The 12,192-nt window shown below is 68.4% G+C and carries 12 protein-coding genes; 5 read left to right on the top strand and 7 right to left on the bottom strand.

Annotated elements, in window-relative coordinates:
- Positions 1-28: 28 nt before the first annotated feature.
- Together OC372_RS06280 and OC372_RS06275 are read left to right on the top strand one after the other, a co-directional pair.
- Positions 29-658: a hypothetical protein gene (locus OC372_RS06280; protein ID WP_029262784.1), complete on the top strand. Its 630-nt coding sequence runs from the start codon at positions 29-31 to the stop codon at positions 656-658.
- 189 nt (positions 659-847) lie between these two features.
- Positions 848-1,732, top strand: a complete 885-nt coding sequence (locus OC372_RS06275) for an aminodeoxychorismate lyase (protein ID WP_262001251.1) — start codon at positions 848-850, stop codon at positions 1,730-1,732.
- A gap of 73 nt (positions 1,733-1,805) precedes the next feature.
- Here OC372_RS06275 and pstB read toward each other — a convergent pair whose 3' ends face one another.
- The 7 genes from pstB to OC372_RS06240 all read right to left on the bottom strand — a co-directional run bounded on the left by pstB (position 1,806) and on the right by OC372_RS06240 (position 9,937).
- Positions 1,806-2,585 carry a phosphate ABC transporter ATP-binding protein PstB gene (pstB, locus tag OC372_RS06270; RefSeq protein ID WP_029262782.1) on the bottom strand — a complete coding sequence of 260 codons (780 nt, stop codon included), beginning with the start codon at positions 2,583-2,585 and terminating at the stop codon, positions 1,806-1,808.
- A gap of 29 nt (positions 2,586-2,614) precedes the next feature.
- On the bottom strand, positions 2,615-3,715 hold the full coding sequence (gene pstA / locus OC372_RS06265; RefSeq protein WP_262001250.1) for a phosphate ABC transporter permease PstA: 1,101 nt from the start codon (positions 3,713-3,715) through the stop codon (positions 2,615-2,617).
- Position 3,716: 1 nt separating this feature from the next.
- Complete coding sequence (gene pstC / locus OC372_RS06260) at positions 3,717-4,694, bottom strand: phosphate ABC transporter permease subunit PstC (RefSeq protein ID WP_051662330.1); 978 nt, start codon at positions 4,692-4,694, stop codon at positions 3,717-3,719.
- A gap of 104 nt (positions 4,695-4,798) precedes the next feature.
- Positions 4,799-5,899 carry a phosphate ABC transporter substrate-binding protein PstS gene (locus OC372_RS06255; RefSeq protein ID WP_262001249.1) on the bottom strand — a complete coding sequence of 367 codons (1,101 nt, stop codon included), beginning with the start codon at positions 5,897-5,899 and terminating at the stop codon, positions 4,799-4,801.
- A 151-nt stretch (positions 5,900-6,050) separates the two neighbouring features.
- Positions 6,051-7,040 (bottom strand): NUDIX hydrolase, encoded by a 990-nt coding sequence (locus OC372_RS06250; RefSeq protein WP_262001248.1) that lies wholly within the window; start codon positions 7,038-7,040, stop codon positions 6,051-6,053.
- Positions 7,037-9,202, bottom strand: a complete 2,166-nt coding sequence (locus OC372_RS06245; RefSeq protein ID WP_029262777.1) for an RNA degradosome polyphosphate kinase — start codon at positions 9,200-9,202, stop codon at positions 7,037-7,039. The genes OC372_RS06250 and OC372_RS06245 overlap by 4 nt, the downstream gene beginning before the upstream one ends.
- Positions 9,203-9,253: 51 nt before the next feature.
- Entirely contained in the window at positions 9,254-9,937 is a 684-nt protein-coding gene (locus OC372_RS06240) for a winged-helix domain-containing protein (protein ID WP_029262776.1), read from the bottom strand.
- Between the two features lie 73 nt (positions 9,938-10,010).
- Between OC372_RS06240 and OC372_RS06235 the strand changes: the two genes are divergently transcribed.
- The 3 genes from OC372_RS06235 (at position 10,011) to OC372_RS06225 (ending at position 12,186) form a co-directional block, all read left to right on the top strand.
- Positions 10,011-10,301 (top strand): hypothetical protein, encoded by a 291-nt coding sequence (locus tag OC372_RS06235; protein ID WP_105711395.1) that lies wholly within the window; start codon positions 10,011-10,013, stop codon positions 10,299-10,301.
- Positions 10,302-10,451: 150 nt separating this feature from the next.
- On the top strand, positions 10,452-11,054 hold the full coding sequence (locus OC372_RS06230; RefSeq protein WP_029262774.1) for an FABP family protein: 603 nt from the start codon (positions 10,452-10,454) through the stop codon (positions 11,052-11,054).
- Position 11,055: 1 nt separating this feature from the next.
- Positions 11,056-12,186, top strand: coding sequence for a YgfZ/GcvT domain-containing protein (locus OC372_RS06225; protein WP_029262773.1), 1,131 nt, complete (start codon positions 11,056-11,058; stop codon positions 12,184-12,186).
- The last annotated feature ends 6 nt before the right edge of the window (positions 12,187-12,192 follow it).

The raw sequence follows: 12,192 nt of genomic DNA, 5'->3' as shown, positions 1-12,192 counted from the left end.
CGTCGCCGATCGCGCGTACCCTGGAGGGATGCCTGAGCAGCACCACCGCCCTGTGCGCCGACCGTCCTCCTCCTTCGACAACATCGTCGGCGCGCACGATCCCGCCGAAGAGACGCGGGTCGCACACGCCACGGCATCCGCTCTGCTGACGCGCGTCCGTGCGGACGAGAGCGGTGCCAGCGCGGAGCGGCTCGTGGCATTCACCTCCGAGCACGGCATCGACGAGATCGCGGAGCTGTGGTCGAAGGCTCCGTCCCGCACGCTTCCCGGCGCGCTGTGGCGCCTGTACGTGCTGCAGCTCGCGATCCACGCCGACGCCCGCACGGCCGCGCTGCTCTACGACCGCGGTCGGGTGGAGCTGGCCTCGGCCGATGTCGTGATCGCCGGCGCTCCGGTGCCGGCGAGCCCTGACGAGCTCGTCGCGCTGATCGACACGATCCTGCGCGGGGCGTTCCGCGGGGACTTCGCGGTGGCTCTCGACCGCGCCGCCGCGTTCTGCCGGGTGCAGGCTTCGGGGGCGACCCACTCGGCGGACGACTACGAGCCCACCGAACCGGCGCGAGCCAGCGAACTGACCACCCGAGCGCTGCGACTCAGCAGCTATGCGCAGGATCTGGCGGCCGCAGCGGTGCTGTGGCGCACGGGGGCTCTCAGCTGACGGACACGCTCCGGCGGGCCGCCGGTCCTGCAGAAAAGGGCCCGGACAAAGAAAAGACCGGGCCGCAAGAACGCCTCTCGGCGGAAGGCCGCTCGTAGCGGCGAAAAATGGAGCCCGGGGTTATGCGGCCCGGCCACTCAATTGTAACGCGATGCGGCGGTGGCTATTCCCGCCCTCTAGGCTCGGATCATGACCGGGCGTTTCGCACTCATGATCGATCCCGTGCCCGCCGAGGAACAGCGCTCCGACTACGCCGACACGCTCACGCAGGTGGATGCCGCGGCCCCCGCGCTCAGCGTGGGAGAGCTGAGCACGCAGCGCGGTGACGGCGTGTTCGAGTCGATCGGCGTGGTCGACGGGCATGCGCAGGAAGTCGTCCCGCACCTCGAGCGGCTCGCGCACTCGGCACGCCTGTGCGACCTTCCGGTGCCGAACCTCGCGCAGTGGCGCCAGGCCATCGACCGGGCCGCGGCACAGCTCGGTGCGGGCGAATCCGTGATCAAGCTCATCCTCAGCCGCGGCGTCGAGCACGGGCCCACGCCGACGGCATGGGTGACGGCGGCGCCGGCAGCCGACTTCTCCGCCGTGCGGGAGACGGGCGTGCGCGTCGTCACCCTCGACCGCGGATACGACCTGGGCGCGGCCGAGCGGGCGCCGTGGCTGCTGCTGGGCGCCAAGACCCTCTCGTACGCCGTGAACATGGCTGCTCTGCGTGAGGCGCACCGGCGCGGGGCGGACGACGCGATCTTCCTGTCGAGCGACGGCTTCGTGCTGGAGGCGCCGACGGCTTCGCTGATCCTCCGGTTCGGCGACCGCTTCGTCACCCCCGCCCCGAACGGCGGCATCCTGCACGGCACGACCCAGCTCAGCGTGTACGACCATCTCGCGGCACAGGGTTTCGACGTCGGCTACGACCGCATCCCGGCGACGGATCTCCCGCAGGCGGATGCCGCGTGGCTCGTGTCGAGCGTCCGCCTCGCTGCGGCGATCACCGCCGTCGACGATGTCTCGCTCCCGGTCGACGCCGCCCTCACCGCCGACCTGAACCGCTACCTGCTCTCCCCGCGCGACTGAGCGTCGAGGCGTCGCCGACACGCGAGAGGGTCCGAGAACCGAAGATCCCGAACCCTCTTCCGTCAGCCTCGACTCACCCGAAGCGGCCGGAGACGTAGTCCTCGGTGGCCTGCACGGACGGGGTGGTGAAGATGCTCGTCGTGTCGTCGTACTCGATGAGCTTGCCCGGCTTGCCGGTGCCGGCGATGTTGAAGAAGGCCGTCTTGTCGGACACGCGGGACGCCTGCTGCATGTTGTGCGTGACGATGACGATCGTGAACTCGTTCTTGAGCTCGCCGATCAGCTCTTCGATCGCGTAGGTCGAGATCGGGTCGAGAGCCGAGCACGGCTCGTCCATCAACAGCACCTCGGGCGACACGGCGATCGCGCGGGCGATGCACAGACGCTGCTGCTGCCCGCCGGACAGGCCGGATCCCGGGCGGTCGAGCCGGTCCTTGACCTCGTTCCACAGGTTCGCGCCGGTGAGTGACTTCTCGACCAGGGCGTCCTGGTCGCTCTTGGACATGCGGGTGTTGTTGAGCTTCACGCCCGCGAGGACGTTCTCCTTGATCGACATCGTGGGGAACGGGTTCGGCCGCTGGAAGACCATGCCGACCTGACGACGCACGAGCACCGGGTCGACGCCGGGACCGTAGAGGTCTTTGCCGTCGAGCAGCACCTCACCTTCGACGCGGGCGCCGGGGATGACCTCGTGCATGCGGTTCAGGGTGCGCAGGAACGTGGACTTGCCGCACCCCGAGGGGCCGATGAAGGCGGTCACGCTGCGCGGCTGGATGTCGAGGGAGACGCCCTCCACGGCGAGGAAGTTGCTGTAGTAGACGTTGAGGTCGTTGACTTCGATGCTCTTGGACACGTGGATTCCTGTTCTGAGTGGTCGGGCGCTCAGCGGCCGGAGACCTTCGGGGCGAACCACTTCGCGATGAGACGCGCGAGCAGGTTCAGGACCATGACGATGAGGATGAGGGTGAGGGCGGCGGCCCACGCGCGCGCGACGGCGGCGTCGGGGCTCGTGCCCTGATTCATGTACTGGTTGTAGGCGAACACCGGCAGCGTCATCATCTGGCCGTTGAAGATGTTCAGGTTCATGCTCTGGGTGAAGCCGGCGGTGAGCAGCAGCGGCGCGGTCTCGCCGATGACTCGGGAGATCGCGAGCATGACCGAGGTCATGATGCCGGCGATCGAGGTCGGCAGTACGACCTTCAGGATGGTCAGCCACTTCGGAACGCCCAGGGCGTAGGACGCCTCGCGGAGCTCGTTCGGGACGATCCGCAGCAGTTCCTCGCTGCCGCGCACGACCACCGGTGTCATCAGCACGGCGAGGGCGAGGGCGCCCATGAAGCCCATCGAGATGCCGGGCTTGAAGATCAGGGCGAACGCGGCGTAGATGAACAGACCGGCGACGATCGACGGGATGCCGGTCATCACGTCGACGAAGAACGTGATGGCCTTCGCGATCTTGCCGCGGCCGTATTCGACGAGGTAGATGGAGGTCATCAGACCGATCGGCACCGAGATGACGGTGGCGGTCAGGGTGATGAGCACCGTGCCCCAGATGGCGTGCACGATGCCGCCACCCTCACCGACGACGTTGCGCATCGAGTAGCTGAAGAACTCGGCGTCGAACCGTTCGACGCCGTTGGCCACGACCGTCCACAGCAGCGACACGAGGGGAAGCAGGGCGATCAGGAAGGCGGTGGCGACGAGCGCCGTCATCAGTCGGTCGATCGCTTTGCGACGGCTCTCCGCGATCGAGGAGATCACCGTGATGATGACCATGTAGAGCAGGATGCCGACGATCGCTGTGCCGACGATGTTGAAGTCGGCGAGGCTGGATCCGGCACCGGCGGCGGCGACCCCGAAGATCGCGGCGGAGATGGCGAAGGATGCCGTGAGCAGGGCCCACGGCGCCCACGTCGGCAGCTTGCCGGAGGTGAGCGAGGCCGCGTTGGCCGATGCGGGGGGAGCGGAGGTGAGGGTGGTCATGTCAGTTCGCTCCCGAGAACTCGGCGCGGCGCGCGACGATCCAGCGCGCCAGCGCATTGACCGCGAAGGTCACGACGAAGAGGATGAGGCCGGTGGCGATGAGCGTGTTGACACCGGTGCCGTGCGCCTCCGGGAAGGCCAGGGCGATGTTGGCGGGGATCGGCGTCGGGTTGGTGGCGGTGAGCACCAGGAAGCTGACGACGGCCGAGGGGGAGAGCACCATGGTCACGGCCATGGTCTCGCCGAGCGCTCGTCCCAGGGCCAGCATCGCGGCGGACACCATGCCACCGCGGGCGAAGGGGAGAACCGCCATACGGACCATCTCCCAGCGAGTGGAGCCGAGGGCGAGTGCCGCTTCTTCGTGGAGCTTCGGTGTCTGCAGGAAGACTTCGCGGCAGATGGCCGTCATGATCGGGATGCACATCACCGCGAGCACGAGGGCCGCGGTGAGGATCGTCTTGCCCGTCGACGAGACCTGGCCGCCGAAGAACGGGACCCAGGAGGCGTTCGTGTTCAGCCAGGCGTAGATGGGCTGCAGCAGGGGAGCGAGCACCAGCCCGCCCCAGAGGCCGAACACCACGGACGGCACGGCGGCGAGCAGATCGATGACGTATCCGAGGAAGGCCGCGAGCCTCCGGTGCGCGTAGTGCGAGATGAACAGGGCGATGCCGATGGCGATCGGAGCGGCGATGAGCAGGGCGATGAACGAGGCCCAGAGCGTGCCGAAGACCAGCGGCCACACGTACACCCAGAAGGATTCGCCCTTGAGGATGTGGTTGTCGCTGGTGTCGAGCTGGAACGCCGGGAGGCTCTGGATGAAGAGGAAGGCGGCGACGAGCGCGAGGACGATGAGGATGATGATCCCCGCCCCGAGCGCGGTGCCGGAGAAGACCCGGTCTCCGAGTCGCTGCTTCGCCTTGATCGGTGCGGGCGGCGCTTTGGCCGGTGCCGGTGTGGGCGCCTGCGCGGTCGTGCTCATGATCTCCCTGTTTCGGGCCGGGTAGATGTGGATCGGATACTGACCGGGAGGTGCCCCCGCGCCCGTCGGGACGCGGGGGCACCGCTGTCAGTGGATCGGCTGGATCAGCCGACCTGGATCAGGTCGATCGCGGCCAGCACCTGCTCGCGCAGGCCGTCCGAGATCGGGGCGCTGCCGGCGTTCTCCGCGGCGGCATCCTGGCCCTCGGCACTCGCGATGTAGGAGAAGTACTCCTTCACGAGCCCCGCGACGTTGCTGTCCTCGTACTGCTCGCAGCCGATGAGGTAGCTGACCAGGGCGATCGGGTAGGCGCCGTCCGCGGCGGCGGACGGGTCGACGTCGAAGACGAGGTCGGCCTCGCCGCGGCCCTCGGCCAGCGGCGAGCCCTCGACGAGCTTCGAAGCGGCCTCCGCCGAGTACGGGACGAATTCCTCGCCGACGCCCACGGCGACCTGGCCGAGGCCATCGGCCTGCGATGCGTCGAGGAACCCGATGGCTCCGTTGCCGGCCGTGATGGCCTGCTTGACGCCGGAGGTGCCCTGTGCGGCCTCGCCGCCCTGGATCGGCCACTCGTCGGAGACCTCATAGGTCCAGACATCGGGTGCCGTCGCGCTCATGTACTTCGCGAAGGTCTCCTGCGTTCCCGAGGGGTCGGAGCGGTGCACCGGCGAGATCGCCAGGTCGGGGAGCTCGACGCCGTCGTTCAGCGCGGCGATCTCCGGCGCGTTCCAGTTGGTGATCGTGCCCGCGAAGATGCCCGCGATGGTGGCGGCATCCAGGTTCAGGGCGTCGACGCCTTCGAGGTTGAAGGCGACGGCGACGGGCGAGATGTAGAGGGGGACCTCGACGATGTCGTCCGTGGTGCAGGCGCCGAAGCCGCCGGCGGCGATCTCCTCATCGTTGAATGCGCGGTCGGAGCCGATGAAGTTGCTGCCGCCCTCGAGGAAGTTCTCACGACCGGTGCCGGAGCCCGTGGGCTCGTAGTTGACGGTCACGTCGGGGTTGGCGGTCTGGAACGCGGCGACCCAGGCCTCCTGGGCGGCGGCCTGCGAGGAGGCGCCGGTGGCGTCGATGGTGCCGGAGAGCGTGGACTCGGCAGGAGCCTCGCTCGAGCCGGTGCCGCCTTCGTTCGCGGCGCAGCCGGCGAGGGCGAGAGCGGCCACGGCGCCGATGGCGCCGATTCGTGCGATTCGGGAGATCTTCACTGTGGATCCTTCGATCTTTGATGGGTGGGGCCCGGTGCAGGGCACACAGTGACGCTAGGGGCGACGGTTAACGAGACTCTCCCGAGCAGGTGAACGGCAGGTGAACGACGGGCGACTCTCTGGGGCGCTCCCGCGAGAAATCAAGGAAGCGTCAGACCTTCGGGACGTGGGTCTCGATCGCGATGATCCCGGATCCGGGATTCGTGGAGGAGAGGTGGACGACCGAGAACGCGGCCGGCTCGAGGTCTGCGGCGCTGCTGAGATACGACCCGTGGATGGTGCCGGTGGCCAGCGCGATCTCCGAGAGCAGGCCGGGCAGCACCGGGCCGTGGCTGCACAGCACGGCCGGCTTGCCGGCGCGGATGCGGCGTCCGACGACCGAGCGCAGATCGGACTCGCCGTCCTCCCAGGCGTCCTGGCTCATCTTGTCGGTCTTCACCGGCTTGCGATCGAGTGCACGGGCGAGCGGGGTGATCGTCTCGACGCAGCGCACCGCGTCACTCGTCACGATCCGGCGCACTCCGAAGGCACGCAGCGGTCCCACGATCGACTTCGCCTGCTTTCGACCGCGCTCGGTGAGCGGCCGGGAGGCATCCGATCCGTCCCACTCCGAACGGGGCGTGGCCTTCGCATGCCGCAGCGCGATCACGGGGAAGGTGCGCAGCACTCCGTCGTCGACGAGGTTGGCGAAGAAGTCGAGGATCTCGAGGTCGACGGGGTAGCTCAGCCGCGCGCGCGCCTTCTTCACACTGACCCACTCCAGCGCGGCGATCTCGCGGTTGGGCACGAACGTCGACTCCCGGATGGCGGAGTCCGTCGCTTCCGCTGCCCAGTAGTGCACGACCTTCTGCTTCTGGGACGCCAGGTGATACCGGCTCACACCGACCGACACCCCGAGCGAGACGCGGATGCCGGTCTCTTCGTGCACCTCCCGGACGGCGGTCTCGGCGAGCATCTCTCCGGGGTCGACCTTGCCCTTGGGCAGCGTGACGTCGCGGTACTTCGTGCGGTGGATCAGGAGGATGCGCAGCTTGCCGTCGACGAGTCGCCAGACGACGGCTCCCGCCGCGTACACGGCCTTGTCCGCCCACTTCGACCCGTTCGCGGTGTCGGGTGGGAGCTGCAGCTGCCGCCCGGTCATCGCACCGCCCGTGCGCGGCGACGCCGCTGGATCAACCCCATGGTCTTATCCTGCAGGTCGATCAGGGGCTTGCCGTCCGCGTCCTCGGCGTGGCGCTCCCAGACTCCACCGGCACCCAGGTGCCACGAGGTCGTCCCGGCATCCATCGCCAGGTCGAAGAACGTCTGCAGCTCCTTCAGATGGGCGGGGTCGGTGACCCGCACCAGCGCTTCGACGCGACGATCGAGGTTGCGGTGCATCATGTCTGCACTGCCGATGTACACCTGCGGGTCGCCGCCGTTCTCGAACGCGAAGATCCGCGAATGCTCCAGGTAGCGGCCGAGGATGCTGCGCACGGTGATGTTGTCACTGATGCCGTCGAGATCCGTACGCAGGCTGCAGATGCCGCGCACCCAGACGTCGACCTTCACTCCCGCAGCACTCGCGCGGTACAGCGCGTCGATGATCTCCTCATCGACCATCGAGTTGACCTTGATGCGGATGTGCGCGGGCACGCCCGCTTCGGCGTTCTTGCGTTCGGCGTCGATCTGGCGGACGAGGCCCTTCCGGAGGTGCAGAGGGGCGACCAGGAGCCTCTTGAACTTCTTCTCGATGGCATAGCCGCTGAGCTCATTGAAGAGTCGGGTCAGATCTTTGCCGACCTGCGCGTCTGCGGTGAACAGGCCGAAGTCCTCGTAGATACGGCTGGTCTTCGGGTTGTAGTTGCCGGTGCCGACGTGGGAATAGTGCTGGAGCTTGCCGTCTTCCTCGCGGATGACGAGCGCGAGCTTGCAGTGAGTCTTCAGCCCGACGAGTCCGTAGACCACGTGCACGCCGGCCTTCTCGAGCTTGCGCGCCCAGACGATGTTGTTGGCCTCGTCGAATCGGGCTTTCACCTCGACGAGTGCCAGCACCTGCTTGCCGGCCTCCGCGGCGTCGATCAGCGCCTGTACGACCGGGCTGTCGCCCGATGTGCGGTACAGCGTCTGCTTGATGGCGAGCACGTGCGGGTCACGGGCGGCCTGTTCGAGGAACGCCTGGACGCTGGTCGTGAACGACTCGTACGGGTGGTGCACGAGCACGTCCGACTTGCGGATCGCCTTGAAGATGTCGGCGCGGTTGCTCGATCCCGCGGGCTGGAAGGCCACGGCCGTGGTGGGCAGGTGCGGCGGATACCGCAGGTCGGGTCGGTCGATGCGGGACAGGTCGAAGAGGCCGCGCAGATCGAGCGGGCCGGGGAGGCGGTAGACCTCCAGGTCGGTGATGTCGAGTTCGCGGACCAGCAGGTCCATCGTGACGTCATCCATGTCGTCGGTGATCTCCAGGCGGATCGGCGGACCGAACCGGCGACGGAGCAGCTCAGCCTCGAGCGCCTGGATCAGGTTCTCGCTCTCGTCTTCCTCGATCTCCACGTCTTCGTTGCGCGTGAGTCGGAACGCGTGGTGATCGAGCACCTCCATGCCCGGGAACAGGTCGCCCAGGTGGTTCGCGATGAGCTCCTCCAGACGCAGGAAGCGCTTGATCTCGCCGCCGCCGGGTACCTCCACGAAGCGGGGGAGCATGGGCGGCACCTTGAGGCGCGCGAACTCCTGCCGACCGGTGCGCGCGTTGCGGATGCGGATCGCGAGGTTCAGCGAGAGGCCGGAGATGTACGGGAACGGGTGCGCCGGGTCGACCGCCAGCGGCATCAGCACCGGGAAGACCTGGGCCTGGAAGTACTCGGACAGCGCGGAGCGCTCGCCGTCGGTGAGCTCCGACCAGTCGGTGATCTCCACGCCGGACTCGGCGAGGGCGGGGCGCACCAGCGAGATCCACGCGTCCGCATGGCGGAGCTGCAGGGCGTGCGCCTCGCGGGAGATGTCCGCGAGCGCGTCGACGGGGGAGCGGCCGATGTTGGTCGGCACCGCGAGCCCGGTCATGATGCGCCGCTTGAGGCCCGCCACGCGCACCATGAAGAACTCGTCGAGGTTGCTGGCGAAGATCGCCAGGAAGTTGGCCCGTTCGAGTTCGGGCAGCGACGGATCCTCGGCGAGCTCCAGCACGCGCTGGTTGAAAGCGAGCCAGCTCAGCTCGCGATCCAGGTAGCGGTGGTCCGGGAGCTGGGAGTCGGGGGACTCGATGGCGTCGAAGTCATCGTCTTCGGCGTCTCCGAGGCCGGCGTCGGCGAGTGCGGGATCGATCATGGGGTACATCTAAGCACCGCCGGGTGACGCTCGTGTGAACAGCGTCCGTCCTCACCCGGCTGCGGCGATGCTCTCGTCCTCGTTGACGTTGAAGCGATAGCCGACGTTGCGCACCGTGCCGATGATCTGCTCCTGGTCGCCGAGCTTCGCCCTGAGCCGTCGCACGTGCACGTCGACGGTGCGGGTCCCGCCGAAGTAGTCGTAGCCCCACACCTCGCTGAGCAGCTGCTCCCGGGTGAAGACGCGTGAAGGATGCGTCGCGAGGAAGTGCAGCAGCTGGAACTCCTTGTAGGTGAGGTCCAGCGGTCTGCCGCGCAGCTTCGCCGAGTACGACTGCTCATCGATCGTGACTCCGGAAGCCTGTACGCGTGCGGGCTCGGCGACGTCATCTCGCCGCGCGAGTGCGAGACGCAGTCGTGCGTCGATCTCGGCAGGGCCGGCGGTGACGAGCAGGACGTCGTCGATGCCCCAGTCGCCGGAGAGCGCACTCATCCCTCCCTCGGTGACCACGAGGAGCAGCGGCGCGTCCTGTCCGGTCGCGCGCAGCAGGCGGCACAGCGACTTCGCCGCCACCAGGTCATGACGACCGTCGACGATCACGACGTCATACTCCGGGGCGTTGACCAGCTGCGCGGTTTCCGCCGGAATCTGGCGCGCTTTATGGCTCAGCAACTCGAGAGCGGGCAGGACCTGCTCCGAGAGCGGAGCGTTGGTCAGAACCAGGACCAGGGCCACGCGCACTCCTCACCGACGGGCGATCGACGCCGTGCCGCCATGATACCGGGAGCCGATGCGCAACAATGGTGTCATGACGGAACCAGCACTCGCACCGCGTAACGCTTTCGTCGGTGTGATGGTCGTGTGGGCGGTGGCGTTCGTCGCCACCGTCGCGATCGGCATCTTCGTGCCGGAGGAATGGCGCGTGCCCTGGATGCTGGTCGGCTTCGGCGGAGTCGTTCTGCTCTCGTTCGCCGTGCAGCTCTGGTACGGGCGCACGCAGGGTTTCATCTTCCGGGTGGCGAGCAGCGTCACGGGCGCCCTGCTGTTGATGGGCCTCATCTCGATCGGTTTCGGGTTGGCCGCACTGATCCCGTCCTGACGTCGGCCCGGCGCGGTAAGGTGGAGCACATGGACCTCATGGCGCTCGAAATCTTCTTCATCGGCCTGCTGGGCCTCGCGAGCCTCGCTATCGTCTTCGTCTCGGCAGTGGTGCTGCGCAACCTCTTCCGCGGCCAGCGCTGACGCGATCGTGATCGAACTCCCCACCGACCTTCCCGCCGACCTCGCCCCGCTCGCGTGGTTGATCGGCGTGTGGGAGGGCACGGGCGTCATCGACTATCCGGTGGGTGATGAGCGTCTGCAGGGCGAGTTCACGCACCGGGTCAGCTTCAGCCACGACGGCGGCCCGTTCCTCAACTACTCCGGCACCGCGACCTTCCTCGCGGAAGACGGCGCACCGTCGACTGCGCTTCTCGCCGAGACCGGTTTCTGGCGGCTCGCTCGCCCGGCCGCGCCGGCGGATCCGGGTCCCGCACTGCTCCCGCCCCTGGCTCCCCCCGTCGCACGCACGGTCGACGATGTCGAGGAGCTGCGCGCACCCAGCGGCGGCTTCCCGATCGAGGTGTCGGTCGCTCACTCCGACGGCGCACTCGAGCTCTACATAGGCGAGATCAACGGACCGCGCGTCGACATCGGCACCGATGCCGTGGTCCGCAGTGCCGGTGCGAAGGTGCACACCGCCTCCTCCCGCATGTACGGCCTGGTCGACGGTCATCTGCTGTGGGCATGGGATGTCGCGGCCCTCGGCACCCCGCTCCGTTCGCACGCCTCGGCCCGGCTGGCCAAGGTCTGACGTGTCGGGCTTCGGCGAGCTCGACGGTGTCGTGTCCGATGGCGATCGGATCATGCACTTCGGTGATGCCTTCCGCGAGCAGCGGCGTCTCGCCGAGGGGGCGGCCCTCGCCCCACTCGGCGACCGGACGATCATCGAGGTCTCGGGCCCGGAACGGCTGACCTGGCTCGACTCGATCACTTCGCAGTCGGTGGGCCGTCTCGCTGCCGGCGAGAGCACGGAGCTGCTGGTGCTCGACCCGCAGGGGCGCGTGGAGCACGCGGCCGGCGTCCTCGACGACGGCACATCCACTTGGCTCCTTGCCGACGCCGGCGATGCCGATGCACTCGCGGGCTGGTTGACCCGCATGAAGTTCCGCACGCAAGCCACGGTCGACGTGCGATCCGACCTCGCGCCGATCGGCTACATCGACGGAGGTGCGGTGGCCCCGACGGCATCCGCCGCAGCGTTCGCGCCGAACGGCAGCCCGCTGATCTGGGCCGACCCCTGGCAGCGGATCAGCAGCGGGGGACACCAGTACGCCGAGGTCGCCGAGCATCCGGCTGCGGATTACGCGTGGCGGGTCGCGATGCTGAGCGCGGACGCGGCGGATGCGCTCGCCGCATCGCTCGACCGCGATGCTCTCGCCGGGCTCCTCGCCGCCGAGGCGTTGCGCATCGCCGCCTGGCGTCCGCGGTGGAGCACCGAGGTCGACGAGCGCTCGCTGCCGCACGAGTCCGACTGGATCCGCAGTGCCGTGCACCTGAACAAGGGCTGCTACCGCGGACAGGAGACGGTCGCCAAGGTGCACAACCTCGGACATCCTCCGCGCCGATTGGCCGCGCTCCATCTCGACGGCAGCGACGCCGTGCTTCCTGAGCCCGGAGCAACGGTGTTCGCGGGGGATGACGAGGTCGGCCACATCACGTCGGTGGCGCGGCACCACGAAGACGGGCCGATCGCGCTCGCCATCCTGTCCCGTCGCGCACCGGTCGGCGATCTCGTGGTGCGTGCTGACGGCATCGACATCGCGGCGTCCCAACAGGTGATCGTGCCGGCGGATGCCGGTGCCACGGCAGACATCCCGCGCCTCACTCGACTGTCTCGTCGTCCGTCTGCGCCCGATCCGCGCGACGCCCCCGCTGCGTCCTGAGGCGAT

Source organism: Microbacterium sp. Mcb102 (assembly GCF_024519805.1).
In the GTDB taxonomy this organism is placed as follows: Bacteria; Actinomycetota; Actinomycetes; order Actinomycetales; family Microbacteriaceae; genus Microbacterium.
This window is presented reverse-complemented; position numbering and strand designations above follow the sequence as displayed.

What these genes read in the sequence shown, in the direction of transcription:
- OC372_RS06280 (WP_029262784.1), top strand. Translation starts at nt 29, where the DNA reads ATGCCTGAGCAGCACCACCGCCCTGTGCGCCGACCGTCCTCCTCCTTC.
- OC372_RS06275 (WP_262001251.1), top strand. Translation starts at nt 848, where the DNA reads ATGACCGGGCGTTTCGCACTCATGATCGATCCCGTGCCCGCCGAGGAA.
- pstA (WP_262001250.1), bottom strand. Translation starts at nt 3,715, where the DNA reads ATGACCACCCTCACCTCCGCTCCCCCCGCATCGGCCAACGCGGCCTCG.
- pstC (WP_051662330.1), bottom strand. Translation starts at nt 4,694, where the DNA reads ATGAGCACGACCGCGCAGGCGCCCACACCGGCACCGGCCAAAGCGCCG.
- OC372_RS06250 (WP_262001248.1), bottom strand. Translation starts at nt 7,040, where the DNA reads ATGACCGGGCGGCAGCTGCAGCTCCCACCCGACACCGCGAACGGGTCG.
- OC372_RS06245 (WP_029262777.1), bottom strand. Translation starts at nt 9,202, where the DNA reads ATGATCGATCCCGCACTCGCCGACGCCGGCCTCGGAGACGCCGAAGAC.
- OC372_RS06235 (WP_105711395.1), top strand. Translation starts at nt 10,011, where the DNA reads ATGACGGAACCAGCACTCGCACCGCGTAACGCTTTCGTCGGTGTGATG.